Annotated in this window: 9 protein-coding genes; 8 read left to right on the top strand and 1 reads right to left on the bottom strand. The window is 49.2% G+C overall.

What is annotated here, in order from left to right; translation table 11 throughout:
- Positions 1 to 174: 174 nt before the first annotated feature.
- On the bottom strand, positions 175 to 2,973 hold the full coding sequence (locus QVP94_RS15245) for a TonB-dependent receptor (RefSeq protein WP_005861952.1): 2,799 nt from the start codon (positions 2,971 to 2,973) through the stop codon (positions 175 to 177).
- Positions 2,974 to 3,169: 196 nt separating this feature from the next.
- Between QVP94_RS15245 and QVP94_RS15240 the strand changes: the two genes are divergently transcribed.
- The 8 genes from QVP94_RS15240 to QVP94_RS15205 all read left to right on the top strand — a co-directional run bounded on the left by QVP94_RS15240 (position 3,170) and on the right by QVP94_RS15205 (position 19,278).
- On the top strand, positions 3,170 to 4,441 hold the full coding sequence (locus QVP94_RS15240; protein ID WP_022192936.1) for a DUF3843 family protein: 1,272 nt from the start codon (positions 3,170 to 3,172) through the stop codon (positions 4,439 to 4,441).
- Positions 4,442 to 4,702: 261 nt separating this feature from the next.
- Positions 4,703 to 9,220, top strand: a complete 4,518-nt coding sequence (gene gltB / locus QVP94_RS15235) for a glutamate synthase large subunit (protein WP_022192935.1) — start codon at positions 4,703 to 4,705, stop codon at positions 9,218 to 9,220.
- Positions 9,221 to 9,245: 25 nt separating this feature from the next.
- Positions 9,246 to 10,670 (top strand): glutamate synthase subunit beta, encoded by a 1,425-nt coding sequence (locus tag QVP94_RS15230; protein ID WP_022192934.1) that lies wholly within the window; start codon positions 9,246 to 9,248, stop codon positions 10,668 to 10,670.
- Between the two features lie 26 nt (positions 10,671 to 10,696).
- Positions 10,697 to 12,361 (top strand): asparagine synthase B, encoded by a 1,665-nt coding sequence (gene asnB / locus QVP94_RS15225; RefSeq protein WP_130882022.1) that lies wholly within the window; start codon positions 10,697 to 10,699, stop codon positions 12,359 to 12,361.
- 122 nt (positions 12,362 to 12,483) lie between these two features.
- Entirely contained in the window at positions 12,484 to 14,205 is a 1,722-nt protein-coding gene (locus tag QVP94_RS15220) for a DUF6383 domain-containing protein (protein ID WP_022192932.1), read from the top strand.
- 754 nt (positions 14,206 to 14,959) lie between these two features.
- The gene (gene dapF / locus QVP94_RS15215; RefSeq protein ID WP_022192930.1) at positions 14,960 to 15,769 is read left to right on the top strand and encodes a diaminopimelate epimerase; all 810 of its coding nucleotides are present in this window, start codon (positions 14,960 to 14,962) and stop codon (positions 15,767 to 15,769) included.
- A gap of 56 nt (positions 15,770 to 15,825) precedes the next feature.
- The gene (locus QVP94_RS15210; RefSeq protein ID WP_005861937.1) at positions 15,826 to 17,055 is read left to right on the top strand and encodes an LL-diaminopimelate aminotransferase; all 1,230 of its coding nucleotides are present in this window, start codon (positions 15,826 to 15,828) and stop codon (positions 17,053 to 17,055) included.
- A 36-nt stretch (positions 17,056 to 17,091) separates the two neighbouring features.
- Positions 17,092 to 19,278: a glutamine synthetase III family protein gene (locus tag QVP94_RS15205; protein WP_022192929.1), complete on the top strand. Its 2,187-nt coding sequence runs from the start codon at positions 17,092 to 17,094 to the stop codon at positions 19,276 to 19,278.
- The last annotated feature ends 8 nt before the right edge of the window (positions 19,279 to 19,286 follow it).

The following is a 19,286-nucleotide window of genomic DNA, read 5'->3' as shown; positions in this document are numbered from 1 at the left end:
GACTGACTGCCACAGCCGATACGGCTACGGAGCCATCAGGTTTATCATCGTCATCACTACACGATACAGTCCCAAACATAACGGCCATCGTTAACACAGAGGCCAAACCTTTTAAGAGAAATCTGTTCATAATAAAAACATTTTGTTTGTAATATATATATATTCAATTAAACATCAAAACCTAAGGGAAACACCGATATTGATATCCACTCCCGGGCGATAGCTGCGGATCAGTTGCTCACGCTCGCTCTTGCCGCCTTTGTCGTCTGTCAGTTTCACGAACTGCTTGTACTCGACCTTGGAGTTCAATATATCCTGGATTCCCGCCTTGATCTCGACAATCTTGCCAATCTTCTTCGAGAAAGTAAGATCCAACGAGTTGCGGGGCATCTCATATATATCAGGGATATCCTCGTCCTGGTTCTGCATCGGGACACCGACCGACTCAATACGCTTCCCGATCCGGTTATAGAGCAGGGAGGCGGAAATCCCCTTGTCATCGTACTGGTAGAAAAAACCGGCATTAACCAAGTAGGGGGATTGCCCTGCCAAAGGGCGATCCCGCTCCGGTGCCCCTTCCTCGAAACGGACACGGCTATAGATATATGCGGCGTTGCACACAAAGCTCAAGCCTCGCAGCCCTATAAAGTCGAGGTTCTTTTTAACGTCCAACTCTACGCCGAAGGTCTCGGCGTTCTTCGCATTATGATAGGTATATTGCAGGCCGGAACCAGCCTCGTTGTACGTCTCCTCGATAGGATCCTTGAAGTGCTTGTAGAAACCGCCGATCGTGATCATCTCGCCCGCGGCGGGATAGAACTCATAACGAAGATCGATATTGTCAGCGTAAGCGTTCTTCAACTCCGTATTACCCACGATGTTTGCGTCTCGCTCGAAGTTGAAGTACACGTAAGGCACTACCTCTCGGAACTCCGGACGGTTGACCGAGCGACCGTAAGCGGCGCGGACCAAATGTTTTTGTGAGAGGTTGTAGGCAACATTAACTGAAGGGAAGAAATCCGTCGTCTTATTATCCAAGTGTACCGGAGTAGTACCGTCCGAGCTATATCCGTCCATCTTCAATTGGTAGTATTCCATGCGAACACCGATATTAGCGTTCAGCACCTCCCCATAGTTCAATTTAGCGGAGACATAGGCGGCTCCCAACATGTTCTCGGAAGTATAAGAGTCACTGTTCGTAGTTGTCTCACGCATCCATATCTTATCCGCCGAGATATTTTCGTCGGCGAACAACTCCGTATAATCCCAGTCCGCATACCGGTCGTAGCCGCTACCCAACAGGTTGTAGCCAAAGCGACGGGCAGCGAAGGTACGGCTCTTATATTCACCGTAGACACCTCCATTGAGAACAGGAGCGAACCTATCGGATACGGTGAATTTATGTTCGTAGTTGGCGGCTAGCGAGGCGCTGTGATCCTTCAATTCTTGGTAATAACGCATCGGGTCAGAGACATAGTAGTTCGGCTGTTCCGTACGGTTCTCGTCAAGGATGGAGTTCACGATCTTACGATCCGGCTCACGGTAGGAGGCGAAGGCATAGCCCACCGTCCAATCCACCTTGTTGACATTTTCTCGCAAGGTATGCACACCGCTGATCTGCCCAGAGTAAGTGGTACGCCCGGTATAGAGGGATTCCCATTTACGGATATCCTTGTCGGAATAATAGTTCATTCCTTCCCTTTGTGTCAGAGCGGAAACGCCACGCTGGCTGAAAAAGTTGCGAAGCTCATATTTACTGCCATCCCGTTGGAATGACCAGTTAAAGAGGGCCCCTAGCTTGGAGGTATTTTTATAGCGGATATCGTTGTACTCAAAGCGGGGACGAGATACGTCGTTCTTCACGTCGTAGGCGATGTAGTTGTTATTCACCGTCTCCGAGTAATCGAACTCGGTACTCCAGTTCAAGTTCGTGATATTTCCGATCTTCCAGCCGCCCACATCATAAGAGCGGTGCGAGGTAAGGGAAATCTTCTGGTCGGGGATGGCGGTGAACTTGTTGATCCCCCAACGTTGGTTGATTTGGCGGGTAAAGGCTGCCGCCTCATCCGTGGAGTGTTCTCCTAAATGGGCGGGGAAAGAGGAAGGCAGGTTTCTCACGTCCGCTCCGAATCCAAGGTAGTCCTTCGCCGTGCCGTCCGTCAGCTGGAAGTTACGGAAGGTGGCGTTCGTGTTAAAGCCCATTTGGTAGGATACGTTGAAGGTGTTCCCGTCCGGGATATTCTTGGTCATCACCCGCACGAAACCGCCGGAGAAATCCGCCGGAAGCTCGGCCGAGGGACTCTTGTAGATCATCATGTTATCGATCAAGGAAGAAGGAAGCACATCGAACGAGAAGGCACGGCTGTCCGTCTCGCTGGAAGGGGTCGTGGCATTGTTCAGCCATACATTATTATAACGTTGCGCCAGACCCCGGACCACGATGAAACGGTCGTCCACGATGGTGATTCCCGGGATACGGCGTAGTACCTCGGCGGCATCGCTATCCTGTGTTTTACTGATTTGCTGGGCGGAGATACCATTCACGACCGGAAGGCTCTTGCGTACGGTATTTAATACGGCCATCTCGGTTCCCAATTTCCGTTGGGCCACTACGACCACATTCTGTAATTGGAGGTTAGCATCGGAAAGCTCGATATTCAACACCGCCTCTTGGCATGCGACTACCGGAACATCCTTTACCGTTTGCGTTTGGTACGACACGTAAGAGGCGGCTACCGTATAAGTACCTGGTTTCACGTTCTCGATACGGAAATTACCGTCTATATCCGTGATAGCGCCAACCGTAGTCCCCTCGATCACAACCGAGGCGCCGATCAACGGTTCTTTTATCTTTGCGTCCGTAACCGTCCCGCAAATAACCCCTGTTTGTGCCCATAGAGAGAATGACAGGAAAACTCCCACCCAGAAAAGCCCTAACCTTTTCAATCTTTTGCCCCTTAAACTCTTTCCCATTATCTTACTACTTATTATTTCATCTTTGATTTCGACGCAAAAGTACGGGGGCGGTATTTCAAAGATGTTTAGATCCAATAACAATGAAGACAACAAATGTTACATTTTTAAGACCGCAACTTTTCCTTATCGTTTGACATAGCTAACGTATTTTTACTACATTTGCACTCCTGAATGCATAAAGACATTTAATAACATGAAGAACATTAAAATTTTCCCGAAAGACTGGTTGCAGTTGCATCCCTATAAACAAAGCACTCCCGTGGATTCCTATTATACCGGAATAGCGAACCGTATCTACGATATCATGGAGAAGACCGAGTTGGTAAACTCCTTCGAGGGCGAGGAAACAAAGCAGATCTGTATCCGCATGGCCGCCTACTTCGAAGACGTGATCTCCGGCATGGGGCTTTGGCGTGCCTTCATCCTTACCCATAAGGAGCTATACGGCAAATACCTCCCCTTCTACACTCCGGACGATCATTATTACGACGATGAGGTGAACCTTGAGGACGTGCGTTTCCTCCTTTGGCATTATACCCAGCAGTATCACGGCTATCGTAAAGGCACTTTTGTCAGTCCGGACAACCCTGCCAACGAATCCACCGGCATGCTTATCTACGACCTGTTCTGCAAAGAGTGGACCACGGCGCCGGAGAATACCCGCATGGCCAAGCTTTTCGCCCTTGATACCCGCTACGAGCGGCAAGAGGATTACGATCGTCTATTGCAATGGTTCCATTACGAATCCTATATCCTGCCTGAGTCGGCCCGGGAACTGAGCGACTTCGCCCACGACCGCTGGAAGGAGCAGCCCGACCTCAACCAAGAGCAGCTTAACAACCTGCTCGTCAACAGCCACGGCATGATGGCCTACACCAGCAAGACCTCCTTGCTAGGTCTGACCTCCCCGCAATGGCTGGCAAAGATATTGCCCGCCGAGCATCCCGACCATGCGGTATTTCAGAACACCGCCGACGAGTCTGTAGCCACCCTGCCCGACGATATGCTGGAGGAAAACCGCCAACAATACGAGACTTTCCGCAAAGCCGCAGGTGACAAACTGCTTCTCTATTTCGACAAGACCGAAGATGCACAAACATTTATCACGGAGACTTCCGGCCTTATCCCCGCCGAGAACTTCCATCTTCCCAAAGACTGGCAAGGCAAGAAACTGGCGATCTACGCCACGCCCGAGGAAGGCGCCCAAGTCATCACCCGAGACGTGGAGCTGATCAAGGATGAGAACAATCCCTTCTACGACGCTAACCGTGCCGCCAAGCAAGCGCTCTCTTTCTTCATCGTGAAACATTGCAGCGTTTACTTCCTGCCTGAGCTGGTAAAGCGAGGCATGCTGGCCGACGCGCAAACGAAAAGCCTTATCAGCCCAGAACGTGGCAAGGCGATCATACAAGAGAATTGGAAGTTCCTAGCCCGCTATTTCATCCGAGAATATCCCAATAGATAAAACAGATAGAAAGCACTGTCGCAAAACGTGACGGTGCTTCTTTTTTAGCTCATCTTTCATTTAGTAAATCCACAAACCAAATACCTTTCAAATAAAAAGAATAAACCCAGTAAATTATTACAAATAGAAACATCAGACAAGATATTCTTATCTTTTTCCCGCTCTTTCGCCCCGGCAAGCAATCACATTATGTCATTAATACCTATATTTGTAAAACAAATTGACGCAATAATTATTTATACACAAACATAAGGTCAGCAAATGAAAACAAACAAGAATCATTTTAATAGCAGACAAGGATTATACGACCCGTCTTATGAACATGACGCTTGTGGAGTAGGAATGTTAGTAAATATCCACGGCGAGAAATCGCACGACATCATCGAATCAGCCCTTAAGGTACTAGAGAACATGAGGCATCGAGGCGCTGAGGGAGCCGATAACAAAACGGGTGACGGAGCGGGAATCCTATTACAGATCCCGCATGAGTTCATCCTCCTGCAAGGAATTCCGGTTCCAGAGAAAGGCAAATATGGCACCGGACTAATCTTCCTCCCGAAAGACGAGGAACAGCAAGCGAGTATCCTCAGTATCCTCATCGAGGAGATCGAGAAAGAGGGATTAACCTTGATGCACTTACGCAAAGTTCCCGTTCATACGGAAATCTTGGGAAAGGACGCACAAGCGACCGAACCAGATATCAAGCAGATATTCATCATCGGCTGCAACGATCAGCAAGAGCTGGAACTAAAGCTATACCTCATACGTAAGCGGGTCGAGAAAAGGGTATCGGCCACCGACCTTCCGGCCAAGGATGATTTCTATATAGCGTCTCTTTCCACCAAAAACATCGTTTACAAAGGCATGCTGGAATCCATGCAGCTACGCCATTACTTTCCGGACCTGACGCAACCTTATTTCACTAGCGGACTGGCCTTGGTACACTCACGTTTCAGCACCAACACCTTCCCCACTTGGAGTCTGGCGCAACCTTTCCGCCTACTGGCACATAACGGGGAAATCAACACGATACGAGGCAACCGGGGATGGATGGAGGCCCGGGAGAGCGTACTCTCCTCCCCCAGAATCCCGGATATCAACGATATACGCCCGATCATCCAGCCGGGCATGAGTGACAGTGCCTCACTGGATAACGTATTGGAATTCTTCGTGGCCTCCGGGATGAGCCTGCCGCATGCCATGGCGATGCTGGTACCGGAGAGTTTCAACGAGAAGAACCCGATCTCCGAAGACCTAAAGGCTTTCTACGAATATCACTCCATCTTGATGGAACCGTGGGACGGGCCTGCCGCCCTGCTCTTTAGCGACGGACGCTACGCCGGAGGCATGCTAGACCGTAACGGTCTCCGCCCCGCCCGTTACCTGATCACGAAACATGACATGATGGTCGTGGCCTCCGAAGTCGGCGTCATGGATTTCGAGCCTAACGAGATCAAGGAAAAAGGCCGTCTGCAACCCGGAAAGATCTTACTCATCGATACCGAGAAAGGCGAGATTTATTACGATAGCGAGCTGAAGGAACAACTGGCGAACGCCCAGCCCTACCGTACTTGGCTGGAGAAAAACCGGGTGGAATTGGACGAGTTGAAATCCGGCCGTAAGATCCCTCATAAGGTAGAGGGATACGACAAGCTACTGCGTACGTTCGGATACAGCCGTGAGGATATCGAACGTATCATCGTACCGATGTGCACGGGAGGGGCGGAACCGGTCGGCTCCATGGGCAACGATACGCCACTGGCCATATTATCCGCCCGTCCGCAAATCCTCTATAATTATTTCCGCCAACAATTCGCCCAAGTAACCAACCCGCCGATCGACCCGATCCGCGAGGAACTCGTCATGAGCCTGACCGAGTATATCGGGGCGGTGGGAAGCAATATCTTAGTTCCAACCGAGAGCCACTGTAAAATGGTTCGGCTGAACCATCCGATCTTGACCAATACGCAACTGGATCTCCTGTGTAACATCCGGTATAAGGGCTTTAAAAGTGTTAAGCTCCCCACTTTGTTTAACGCAGAGAAAGGATGCGCAGGACTGAAAGCTGCCTTGGACGAATTATGTAAACAAGCGGAGCAATCCGTCACCGACGGCGTTAACTACATCATTTTAAGCGATAGAAACGTAGATGAGAAAAAAGCGGTGATCCCCTCCCTGTTAGCGGTAAGCGCCGTGCATCACCATCTGATCTCCGTGCAGAAAAGGGTGCAAACAGCGCTGGTAGTGGAAACCGGCGAGATGCGTGAGGTAATGCACGCCGCCCTCTTACTAGGCTACGGGGCCAGTGCCATCAACCCCTATATGGCTTTCGCTATCTTGGATGATCTAGTAGACAGGCAAGAGATACAATTGAATTACGAGACTGCCGAGAAGAATTACGTAAAAGCCATTTGCAAGGGTTTATTCAAGATTATGAGCAAGATGGGGATCAGCACGATCCGCAGTTACCGGGGAGCGAAGCTTTTCGAGGCGATCGGCCTAAGCCGGGATCTGGCAGATACTTACTTCGGGGGAACCACCAGCAACATCGGTGGTATCCGCTTGGAAGAGATAGCGGCAGATGCGATCGCCATGCACAATGACACATTCTCCCACCCCACGGATTCTTTATTGGAACATAAAGGCATTTATTCCTTCCGCAAGGATGGCGAGAAACACGCTTGGAACCCGGATACCATTTCCATGCTTCAACTGGCTACCCGCTTGGGGAGCTACAAGAAATTCAAGGAATATTCCCATGTGGTTGATGAGAAGGAAAGCCCCATATTCTTGCGTGACTTCCTGACCTTCAAACAACGCACCCCGATCCCCTTGGAGCAGGTAGAGCCGGAAGAAGCGATCATGCGCCGCTTTGTCACGGGAGCGATGAGCTTCGGCTCTATCAGCCGGGAAGCGCACGAGACGATAGCTATAGCCATGAACAAGATACACGGACGCAGTAACACGGGCGAGGGTGGTGAGGACTCGGCTCGTTTCATCCCCCGTGAGGACGGGTTATCGCTCCGCTCCGCCATCAAGCAAGTAGCCTCCGGACGCTTCGGCGTGACCACGGAATATCTGGTAAACGCCGACGAGATCCAGATCAAGGTCGCCCAAGGAGCGAAACCGGGCGAAGGAGGACAGCTTCCCGGCTATAAGGTGAACGATATCATAGCGAGAACCCGTCACTCGATCCCATGTATCTCTCTGATCTCTCCCCCACCTCACCACGATATTTACTCGATCGAGGACTTGGCGCAATTGATCTTCGATCTGAAGAACGTGAACCCTCAAGCCGAGATCAGTGTGAAACTCGTATCCGAGAGTGGCGTGGGAACCATCGCCGCCGGTGTAGCCAAAGCAAAAGCGGACCGGATCGTGATCTCCGGGGCGGAAGGAGGAACGGGGGCTTCCCCGATAAGCTCTATCCGTTACGCCGGAATCCCACCTGAGCTAGGACTATCCGAGACTCAACAGACGCTCGTGATGAACGGCCTCCGGGGGCAAGTCCGCTTGCAAACAGACGGACAGTTGAAAACCGGACGGGATATCGTATTGATGGCGATGCTGGGTGCCGAGGAGTTTGGATTCGCCACCTCCGCCTTGATCGTTTTAGGTTGTGTGATGATGCGTAAATGCCATATGAACACGTGTCCGGTAGGTGTCGCTACCCAAGATGAGGAATTACGTAAACGCTTTCATGGTCGACACGAATATTTGGTGAATTTCTTCACCTTCCTCGCCCGTGAAGTTCGGGAATATCTGGCAGAGCTAGGCTATACGAAACTAGACGATATCATTGGCCGTACGGACTTACTCATGCGTAAACCTTCCGATCATATCGAGAAACATGACCTATTGGATCTCAGCCGCTTGATCCATCTACCGGAACAAGCCGCCACGCAGACCATCCATCAAGTCACCCGTCAACTCCATGCGATCGACAACGTGAAAGATGTGGATATCATCCGTCACGCAAAGGCCGCCATCGAATCCGGACAGGAAGTATCGTTGGATTATGCGATAGCCAACACCGATCGTTCCGTAGGAGCCATGCTTTCCGGAGAGATCGCCAAGCGGTACGGGAACATCGGGTTACCGGAGAACACCCTGCATATCAAGTTCAAGGGGGCGGCAGGCCAGAGCTTCGGGGCCTTTCTGGCTCACGGCGTACATTTCCGGTTGGAAGGCGAGGCGAACGACTATCTCGGAAAAGGATTGAGTGGCGGACACATCTGCTTAATGCCTCCGGTACGCTCCACCTTTATAGCGGAAGACAATACGATAGCCGGTAATACCTTATTATATGGGGCTACCAGTGGTGAGGTCTATATCAACGGCCGGGTCGGAGAGCGTTTCTGCGTGCGAAACTCCGGGGCGATCGCTGTCGTGGAAGGTGTAGGCGACCATTGTTGCGAGTACATGACCGGAGGCCGGGTTGTCGTCTTAGGCAATACAGGCCGGAACTTCGCCGCCGGAATGAGTGGTGGTGTCGCTTATGTGTGGAACAAGAATGGTGATTTCGATTACTATTGTAACATGGAAATGGTAGAGCTTTCCTTGATCGAGGATAGCACCTCACGAAAGGAACTTCATGAATTGATCCGCAAGCATTATCATCATACCGGCAGCCATCTGGCCGGATTGATGCTCGATAACTGGAACAAGTACGTGGATGAGTTCATCCAGATCGTCCCGATCGAATACAAGAAAGTACTCCAAGAGGAACAGATGCGCAAACTCCAACGCAAGATTGCGGAGATGCAGAAAGACTACTAAATATTTACACAAAAACAAGAGAACTATGGGAAACCCAAGAGCATTTCTAACGATACATAGACAAGAGGCGGGCTATCGTCCCGTCCACGAACGTATAGATGATTTCAGCGAGGTAGAACAGACCTTGAACAGCGGCGACCGCCGTACGCAGGCCTCCCGCTGCATGGATTGTGGCGTACCCTTCTGCCACTGGGCCTGCCCGCTGGGTAACAAGCAACCCGAATGGCAAGATTTGTTATACAAAGGCCGTTACAAAGAGGCATATCACGTATTAGAGCAGACCGACGATTTCCCGGAGTTCACGGGACGTGTCTGCCCCGCCCTCTGCGAGAAAAGCTGCGTACTGAAACTTAGCTGCGACGAACCTGTCACGATCCGTGAGAACGAGGCGGCTATCGTGGAAGCCGCTTTCCGGGAAGGATACGTACAGCCTATCCAACCGGTACGCAACGGGAAAAAGGTAGCCGTGATCGGTAGCGGTCCCGCCGGATTGACCGTAGCGAACCAATTGAACCGAAAAGGATATGAAGTCACCGTATTCGAGAAAGATGAGTTACCGGGCGGCTTGCTACGTTTCGGCATCCCCAATTTCAAGCTAGGCAAGCACATTATCGATCGCCGTATCCGCATCATGGAGCAAGAAGGGATTCTTTTCCGTGTAAACACGATGGTCGGCAAAGAGATATTAGCGAAAGATGTAGTGAAAGATTTCGACGCTGTTTGCGTAGCGATCGGCGCCGAGGTTCCCCGGGATCTATCTATCGAGGGACGTCATTTAAGAGGCGTACATTTCGCCTTGGAGTTATTAAGCCAGCAGAACCGGATCTTAGAAGGCATCCCGATCCCTCCCAAAAGCCAGATCAATTGTAAGGGCAAGAAAGTCTTAGTGATTGGCGGAGGCGATACGGGTAGCGATTGCGTAGGGACAGCGAACCGTCATGGGGCGGCCTGTGTCACCCAGATCGAGATCATGCCCCAGCCACCCGTCGGACAGAATCCGGCGACACCTTGGCCCATGTATCCCCAAGTACTGAAAACCAGCAGCAGCCATGAGGAAGGTTGTATCCGCCGGTGGAACCTAGCCTCTAACCGTTTTATCGGAGAGAAAAACAACCTGATAGGGGTTGAGGTAGAAGAAGTCGAATGGGCTCCCTCCCCAGACGGAGGCCGTCCGCAAATGAGACAGACCGGCAAAAAAGAGATCATCGAGGCCGATCTGGTTTTCCTCGCCATGGGCTTCCTACATCCGGTACAAGAAGGATTGATCAAAGAACTGCGATTGGCTACCGACAACCGCAATAACATCGCCGTAGACAACGCCGGATATACCGCCAACAGCAACCTATTCGCCTGCGGAGACGCTGTCAGCGGAGCGAGCCTAGTCGTAAAAGCGATGGCCTCCGGCCGTAATGTCGCCCGATCCATCGACCGTTTCTTACAAACCAACTAATTTTCAACTCTCAATTTTCAATTATCATGTGTGGTATAACAGCGATATTCAATATACACGACGGAGCGCAAGCCCTGCGTAAACAAGCGTTATTAATGAGTAAACGAATCCGTCACCGCGGACCGGATTGGAGTGGTATCTACCAAGGCAAAACCGCAATCTTAGCCCATGAACGCCTTTCCATCGTAGACCCTGCCTCCGGAGGGCAGCCTTTGGTCAGCCCCGACGGGAAACTCATCCTCTGTGTCAACGGAGAGATCTACAACCATCAGGAATTACGAGAACGGTTAAAAGGCGATTACGAGTTCCAAACCGGCTCCGATTGCGAGGTGATCCTCGCCTTATACAAGAAGAAAGGGATTGATTTCATCAAGGATCTCAACGGTATTTTCGCCTTCGCTCTCTATGACGAGGAGAAAGAGGTTTACTTGATCGCCCGTGACTCGATCGGCGTGATCCCGCTCTACATCGGATACGATGACGAGGGGCACTTGATGGTATCTTCCGAGTTAAAAGGGCTTGAAGGCTTCGCCACTCATTACGAACCGTTCCTCCCCGGTCATTATTTCTATAGCGAAGACCGGAAACTCACGAGATGGTACACCCGTGACTGGATGGATTACGCCAACGTGAAAGATAATCCTACCGACGTACAACAACTTCACGATGCGCTGGAAGCCGCCGTCAAACGCCAACTGATGAGCGATGTCCCTTATGGCGTCCTTCTATCCGGAGGTTTGGATTCCTCCATCACCTCTGCTATCGCCAAGAAATACGCGGCGAAACGCATCGAGACCAATGGGAAAGCGGACGCATGGTGGCCTCAACTCCACTCGTTCGCCATCGGATTGAAAGATGCCCCGGACTTGATCGCCGCCCGTAAAGTAGCGGATGCGATCGGTACGGTTCATCATGAGATCCATTATACGATACAAGAAGGATTGGACGCTTTACGAGATGTCATTTATCATATCGAGACCTATGATGTCACTACCGTCCGAGCCTCCACCCCCATGTATTTATTGGCCCGTGTGATCCGGAGCATGGGTATCAAGATGGTACTAAGCGGTGAGGGTGCGGACGAGGTATTCGGGGGATATTTATATTTCCATAAGGCCCCGAACGCACAGGCTTTCCATGAAGAGACCCTGCGTAAATTAAGCAAATTGTATTTATATGATTGCTTGCGTGCGAACAAAAGCCTTTGCGCATGGGGCGTAGAAGGACGAGTGCCGTTCTTGGATAAAGAGTTTCTTGATGTGGCCATGCGTCTGAATCCGGCGGCAAAGATGTGCCCGGGCACGATCATCGAGAAGAAGATACTTCGAGAAGCATTTTCCGACAGCTTGCCCAAGGAGATCGCTTGGCGGCAAAAAGAGCAATTCTCGGATGGGGTAGGCTATGGCTGGATCGATACATTAAAGAAAATAACCTCCGAGTCGGTCACTGATGAAGAGATGGCGAATGCCGCCAAACGATTCCCGATCAATCCGCCCCAAAACAAGGAAGAGTATTATTACCGCTCCATCTTTGAAGAGCATTTCCCCAGCGAAAGCGCGGCGAGAAGCGTACCTTCCATTCCTAGCGTAGCATGTTCTACCGCAGAGGCTTTAGCTTGGGACTCGGCTTTCAAAAACATGAACGAGCCAAGCGGCAGGGCCATAAAAGACGTACATGAATCCGCTTATTGACGAATATTTCTTTTCTTTAGTAGCAAAATGCACCAACTTTTATGAATAATAAACGCTGGTGCATTTAATTTTTATAATAACTTTGCCAGCTAGAGTCATAAAACACTTTAAAACAAATTTATATGAAGAAAATCTTTACATGCATTAGTTTGGCAGCCGCTACATTCATGGCTACCACCCCAGTGATGGCACAACAACAAAAACAATTAACAGATAAAGAAAAGGCTGCTGTTGTTAAAGTTATTGTTCCTGCCGTTTTTGATCAAGTAAAGCAAATTAGTGGAGTTGATTTCATGTCTCTCACAAATCCTAATATCGAAAGCATAATTAATTCCCCTTTATTTTTGCCTCAAGTATCAAGCCTACGTGCAGATCAATTAAATCCAATCTCGGTTACTCCTGATAGTTTAAAATTGGATCTTAGTTCTATGGATTTTTCTGCGATAGCACCGGGAATGGGTGATTTCATCGCAGGGATCGTTAATGACGTAAAACTGACATTCAGTGATTATAAAGAATATAACGTTTCACTTAACGGACAATCCGTAAAAATTGATTTACCAGAGAAAATTGATGTATCCGCAGCTGCTTTAGTTGACGCAGAAACGGGTAAACCCACAAATTTATTATCAGTATTAATCAAGACCGGGAACAAAGGAACCATTCTTCCTTTCAACAGTTTATCCGTAGAATTGAAATTAGGTTGGTTAGGTACCGTGGGTAGCATGATCCCTAATTTCCCGCTTAAAGATGGAAAATTGATAAGCCTAACAGAAACAGCAAATAGCTCTGGTACGATTGATTATACGATTACTTTAGAAGATAATTTACGTAGTCTAGCAGCAACGTTAGCTCAAGTCCCGAACTTCCAAATATCTCTTGATATGACAAAGTTGATGACAGAAAGTACTATCAAGGCTAGCTTATTCGGTAAACCTCTACAAGCACCTAACGCAAAATTGCCAATGGGTGACGCCGTCGTATATGCAAACTTGAAATCAACAACAGGCATGCCTGCTGATTCTATTGTCTTGACTTCATATGATGCCGCATCTAGCAAAATCAAAGGATATAAGAAGTTGACTCCGACAATTGGCGTATCTGGAGCAAATCTAGTTTTAACGACAACAGATTCAGTACGTGCTGACGTAAATACAGCTTGGACTCCAATGTCTAAACAGATCGTTACAATGCCAGCAACAATGAGCACAGCAATCAATTCTATTATGTCCTCTCTTGTTAATGGTGTCGTTAGTAATCTTAAAGCAAGCGCAGAAACCAATTACACTATTACAATCGATTCTATTTACGAAGCTAAAAAAGAAGATATTATTCGTGTAATGGAAATCGACGCAACGACAAAAGTTGAAGCTACGAGCTTAAAAGATACAAAGATGATCGTAGATGTCAACTTCTTGAAAGGAAGCAGTAAAGAAAAAGTCATGAATATCAAGGCTACGGCTCCTACAAATGATACTAAGATTACGGTAGACTTTAGTCCTGCTGTTGATCCTAATGGCGATGGCGTTAAAGAAAATGTCCGCATGGCGACATTATATATTACATCTGACGCTATGGGTATCATCACCGATAACGAGACTATCAGTGACGAGGTTCAAGAGGTTACGGTATCTACAACCGCTAGCGGTCTTTATGTAAAGAATGGTAAGGGTAATTATGTAATCGTTAATATGGTAGGTAAAGTTGTTTCTACGGGTATCATCACTAGCGATGAGCAATACATCAGCACTCCGAATATGCCGAACGGTATTTATATGATCTCAATCGATCAGTCTAAGCTCTTGAGATCTGCTCATAAGACAACTGTTAAGTTCGTAAAATAAATTATCCAGATAATTAGTTAATCAGATAAAAGGAGCTATCCGGAAACAAAACCGAGTAGCTCCTTTCTTTTTGTCAATTTGTAAACCAAACTTCCGGAGAGTTGATTTTTCTGGCCTGATGTACTTCTGATCCCTAAATACGAGAAAAAATATTAGCAAATAATTGTTTAGTAATACATTAGCCAAATACGACCTTTTCTTCTAGAAAAATAACTCATGCTAGTTCACATTTATACGGGTCAAAACATGTTTTTTATACGGATAAAAGAGGCATTTCATACGGTTGTATCGCCCGACGCGACCGTATGTATCGCCTTACGCAACCGTATGTGTTGGCTAACGCCACTACCGGCGTTGCCCAATGTGACCTTTCGTATGGTAAAACACGACCTTTTATGATAAAATCAGTGGTTAAATGCGTATTTTCACCCATTACCTATCCCTAGTTGATACTCCCAGAAAAAGGGACTCGTCAGACAAACAGACTTATTTTAAGCAAATAGATAGACATATATCCTTTTTACTTACAGTCGCACCAACCCATATCCACAAAGGACATATTACGATATAAAACCAAAATACACATATCACGTTATTATTTATAACTAAAAGCACCCATTATCACTTCAATCTATTACAAACCACATATTTATAAAACATTTGAGCCTCTCATCTGTTATATACTTATCAAAACGTTATATATTTGCATTACAACAAAACAAAAAGAAATAATATAAAGAATAATATCATCAAAATGACAAAATCAATCAGATTCACAAAGATGCACGGTGCCGGAAATGATTACATCTATGTAAACACGATGGTCTATCCGATAGACAATCCCGAGGAATTATCTATCGCATGGAGCAAGCCGCACACAGGCATAGGATCTGATGGTTTGGTCTTGATAGGTTCTTCAGACATCGCCGATTTCAGCATGCATATCTATAATGCGGACGGCTCCGAGGCGATGATGTGCGGAAACGCATCCAGATGTATTGGCAAATATGTCTATGAGGCCGGCCTAACGCAAAAGAACAAGGTTACCTTAGAGACCTTATCTGGTATCAAAGAGCTACAATTGAAAATAGAGCGTGAAGAGGTCACCGAGGTCACGGTAGATATGGGAAAGCCTGCCGTAGGTGAGATCGCCTTGGAAGTTGAGGCCGGAGGAGAAATTTACACCGGCACCGTCATCTCTATGGGAAATCCTCATTTGGTTATCTTCGTGGACGAGATGGACCAGGTCGATCTGGCAAGCGTAGGCCCGTTACTGGAATGCCTCCCGCTTTTTCCGGACCGGACAAACGTGGAGTTCGTGCAGGTGCTAAAGCCGGACGAGGTACGGATGAGGGTGTGGGAACGAGGTTCCGGCATCACACAAGCCTGCGGAACCGGAGCTTGCGCCACCGCCGTGGCCGGGGTCGTACGTGGGAAGACAAAGCGAAAGACGAAGGTCATCATGGATGGGGGCCCTTTAACCATCGAGTGGGACGAGCGAAGCGGTAAGGTCTTTATGACCGGCGGAGCGGTCAACGTGTTCGAGGGATTCATCAAAGTCTGACACGGGGAACAAGACAAAACAACAAAAACAACAACATAAAAACAAAAGAACTGAGTATGGCACTAATTAATGAACATTTCCTGAAACTACAGAACAATTACCTTTTCTCCGACATCGCGAAAAAGGTAAACAGCTTCAAGGTTACCCATCCCAAAGATAAGATCATTCGAATGGGTATTGGTGATGTTACGCAACCACTTGCCCCCGCCGTTATTGAGGCGATGCATAAAGCCGTGGAAGAAATGGCGAGCAAGGATACATTCCACGGATATGGCCCCGAGCAGGGATATCCTTTCCTAATCGACGCTATCATCAAGAACGATTATGCCAGCCGGGGAGTCTTTATCGAACCGAGCGAGGTATTCATCAGCGACGGAGCGAAAAGCGATTGTGGAAATATAGGTGACATGCTCCGCCACGACAATAGTATCGGGGTGACAGACCCCGTATATCCGGCCTACATCGACTCGAACGTAATGAGCGGACGCACCGGGGTATTGGAAAACGGGAAATGGAGCGATGTCGTATACATCCCTTGCACGGAGGAAAACAACTTCGTACCGGATCTGCCCAGTCGCAGGGTGGACATCCTTTACCTCTGCTATCCCAATAACCCGACCGGAACGACCTTGACTAAGGACGAATTGAAGAAATGGGTAAACTATGCCCTTGCCAACGACGTGCTTATCATGTACGACTCCGCTTACGAAGCTTATATACAGGACCCGAATATCCCCCACTCTATCTACGAGATCAAAGGAGCGAAGAAGGTAGCTATCGAATTCCGGAGCTTCTCTAAAACCGCCGGGTTCACGGGGATACGTTGCGGATACACGGTCGTACCGAAGGAGCTGAACGCCTTCACGCTGGACGGGCAACGGGTACAGTTGAACAAATTATGGAACCGTCGCCAATGCACGAAATTCAACGGAACCAGTTACATAACCCAACGGGGTGCGGAAGCGGTTTATTCCACCGCCGGGAAACAGCAAGTGACAGCTACTATCAATTATTATATGACCAACGCGAAGATCATGAAAGAGGGCCTGCAAAACTGCGGTCTCACGGTGTACGGAGGCGATAACGCCCCATACCTCTGGCTAAAGACCCCGGACGGCCTCTCCTCATGGAAATTCTTTGACAAACTGCTTTATGAAGTCAAGATAGTCGGAACCCCCGGAGTGGGATTCGGACCGAGCGGGGAAGGTTATCTACGCCTCACCGCTTTCGGCGATAGGGATGACACCCTAGAGGCCATGGCTAGGCTGAGGAAGTGGCTAAGATAAGTCATTTACTATAAACAACAATAATCATCAGGTATTATGTCAAAGTTAAGATTTAGAGTCGTAGAATCGGCGTTCGAGAAAAAAGCGACCGAGCTAACCACTCCCGCCGAGAGACCTTCCAAGTATTACGGCGAGCTGGTATTCAACCGTGAGAAGATGTTCAAATATCTTCCAGAGAGAGCGTACGAGAGACTGGTGGACTCCATCGACAACGGTACCCCGTTAGACCGTGAGACAGCGAACGCCGTGGCCTCCGGCATGAAGAAATGGGCGATGGAAAAAGGCGCTACCCACTACACCCACTGGTTCCATCCCTTGACGGAAGGTACCGCCGAGAAGCACGATGCTTTCATCGAGCACGATGGCAAAGGCGGCGTACTTGAGGAATTCGAGGGGAAACTACTGATCCAGCAAGAGCCGGACGCCTCCAGTTTCCCGAACGGCGGTATCCGCAATACGTTCGAGGCCCGTGGCTACTCGGCTTGGGACCCTTCCTCCCCCGCTTTTATCGTAGGCGACACCCTCTGCATCCCAACGATCTTCATCGCTTACACGGGCGAATCCCTCGACTACAAAGCCCCCCTACTGAAAGCCTTGGAAGCCGTAAACAAAGCGGCAGTCGATGTCTGTCACTATTTCAACCCGGACGTGAAGAAAGTATACGCCTACCTCGGCTGGGAACAGGAATACTTCCTAGTAGACGAGGGCCTGTACGCCGCACGTCCCGATCTGTTGATGACCGGCCGAACCTTGATGGGACATGAAAGCTCCAAGAACCAGCAGTTGGAGGATCATTACTTCGGCGCCATCCCCACCCGTGTCATGGAATTCATGAAAGACCTCGAGGTAGAGGCATTGAGGCTCGGCATTCCCGTAAAGACCCGCCATAACGAGGTCGCCCCGAACCAATTCGAGCTAGCTCCCATCTTCGAGGAATGCAACCTCGCCAATGACCATAACTTACTGATCATGGCCCTAATGCGCAAGATCTCCCGCAAACATGGGTTCCGTGTCCTGTTGCACGAGAAACCGTTCAAAGGCGTGAACGGTTCCGGCAAGCACAATAACTGGTCGCTGGGAACCGATACCGGAATCCTTTTGATGGGACCGGGTAAGACGCCGGAAGACAACCTGCGCTTCGTGACCTTCGTGGTCAACGTACTGAAAGCCGTGTACACCCATAACGCATTGCTGAAGGCCAGCATCTCCAGTGCGACCAACGCCCATCGTCTGGGAGCGAACGAGGCTCCCCCAGCGATCATCTCCAGCTTCTTAGGGACACAGTTGTCCAAGGTTTTGGAACATCTGGAGAACAGCGATACGGAAGATTTCAACCTAGCGGGAAAGCAAGGCATGAAACTCGATATCGCCCGTATCCCCGAGTTATTGATCGATAACACGGATCGTAACCGTACCTCCCCTTTCGCCTTCACCGGTAATCGTTTCGAGTTCCGTGCCGTAGGTTCCTCAGCGAACTGCGCCGCCGCCATGCTGGTATTGAACGCCGCCGTAGCGGATCAGTTGAGGCAGTTCAAGGCCGAGGTAGACGCTAAGATAGCCACCGGAAAGGATAAGTTCGCCGCTATCATCGAGGTAATCCGCAAGGATATCAAGGAATGCAAGGCGATCCATTTCGACGGCAATGGCTACAGCGAGGAATGGAAGGCCGAGGCCGCACGCCGGGGCTTGGATTGCGAGACCAGCGTGCCTTTGATCTTCGACGCTTATTTGAAAGATAGCAGCGTCCGCATGTTCGAGTCCACGGGAGTCATGACCCGCAAGGAGCTGGAGGCTCGCAACGAGGTCAAATGGGAGATGTACACGAAGAAGATCCAGATCGAGGCCCGTGTATTAGGCGACCTGACAATGAACCATATCATCCCGATGGCCACCAAATACCAGTCTTCCTTGATCGACAACGTATATAAGATGCGTGAATTATTCCCCGCCGATAAAGCCGCCCATCTATCCTCCAAGAACATGGAGATCATCGAGGATATAGCGAACCGCACGATCTTCATCAAGGAAAAAGTGGACGAGATGGTCAACGCCCGCAAGATAGCCAACAAGATCGAGAGCGAGCGGGAGAAGGCGATCGCTTACCACGACCGGATCGTCCCGATGATGGAAGCCATCCGTTACCATATCGACAAGTTGGAACTGGTTGTCGACGACCAGATATGGACCTTGCCGAAATACCGTGAGCTTTTATTCATCAGATAGTCTTATTC

The sequence above is a fragment of the Parabacteroides sp. CAG:2 genome (genome assembly GCF_000436315.1).
Classification (GTDB): domain Bacteria; phylum Bacteroidota; class Bacteroidia; order Bacteroidales; family Tannerellaceae; genus Parabacteroides; species Parabacteroides distasonis.
Note: the sequence above shows the minus strand (reverse complement) of the source record. Positions and strands in the feature narration are given on the sequence as shown.

Excerpts from the sequence above, each read along its gene's own strand:
- QVP94_RS15245 (WP_005861952.1), bottom strand. The coding sequence starts at position 2,973 with ATGGGAAAGAGTTTAAGGGGCAAAAGATTGAAAAGGTTAGGGCTTTTC.
- QVP94_RS15240 (WP_022192936.1), top strand. The coding sequence starts at position 3,170 with ATGAAGAACATTAAAATTTTCCCGAAAGACTGGTTGCAGTTGCATCCC.
- gltB (WP_022192935.1), top strand. The coding sequence starts at position 4,703 with ATGAAAACAAACAAGAATCATTTTAATAGCAGACAAGGATTATACGAC.
- QVP94_RS15230 (WP_022192934.1), top strand. The coding sequence starts at position 9,246 with ATGGGAAACCCAAGAGCATTTCTAACGATACATAGACAAGAGGCGGGC.
- asnB (WP_130882022.1), top strand. The coding sequence starts at position 10,697 with ATGTGTGGTATAACAGCGATATTCAATATACACGACGGAGCGCAAGCC.
- QVP94_RS15220 (WP_022192932.1), top strand. The coding sequence starts at position 12,484 with ATGAAGAAAATCTTTACATGCATTAGTTTGGCAGCCGCTACATTCATG.
- dapF (WP_022192930.1), top strand. The coding sequence starts at position 14,960 with ATGACAAAATCAATCAGATTCACAAAGATGCACGGTGCCGGAAATGAT.
- QVP94_RS15210 (WP_005861937.1), top strand. The coding sequence starts at position 15,826 with ATGGCACTAATTAATGAACATTTCCTGAAACTACAGAACAATTACCTT.
- QVP94_RS15205 (WP_022192929.1), top strand. The coding sequence starts at position 17,092 with ATGTCAAAGTTAAGATTTAGAGTCGTAGAATCGGCGTTCGAGAAAAAA.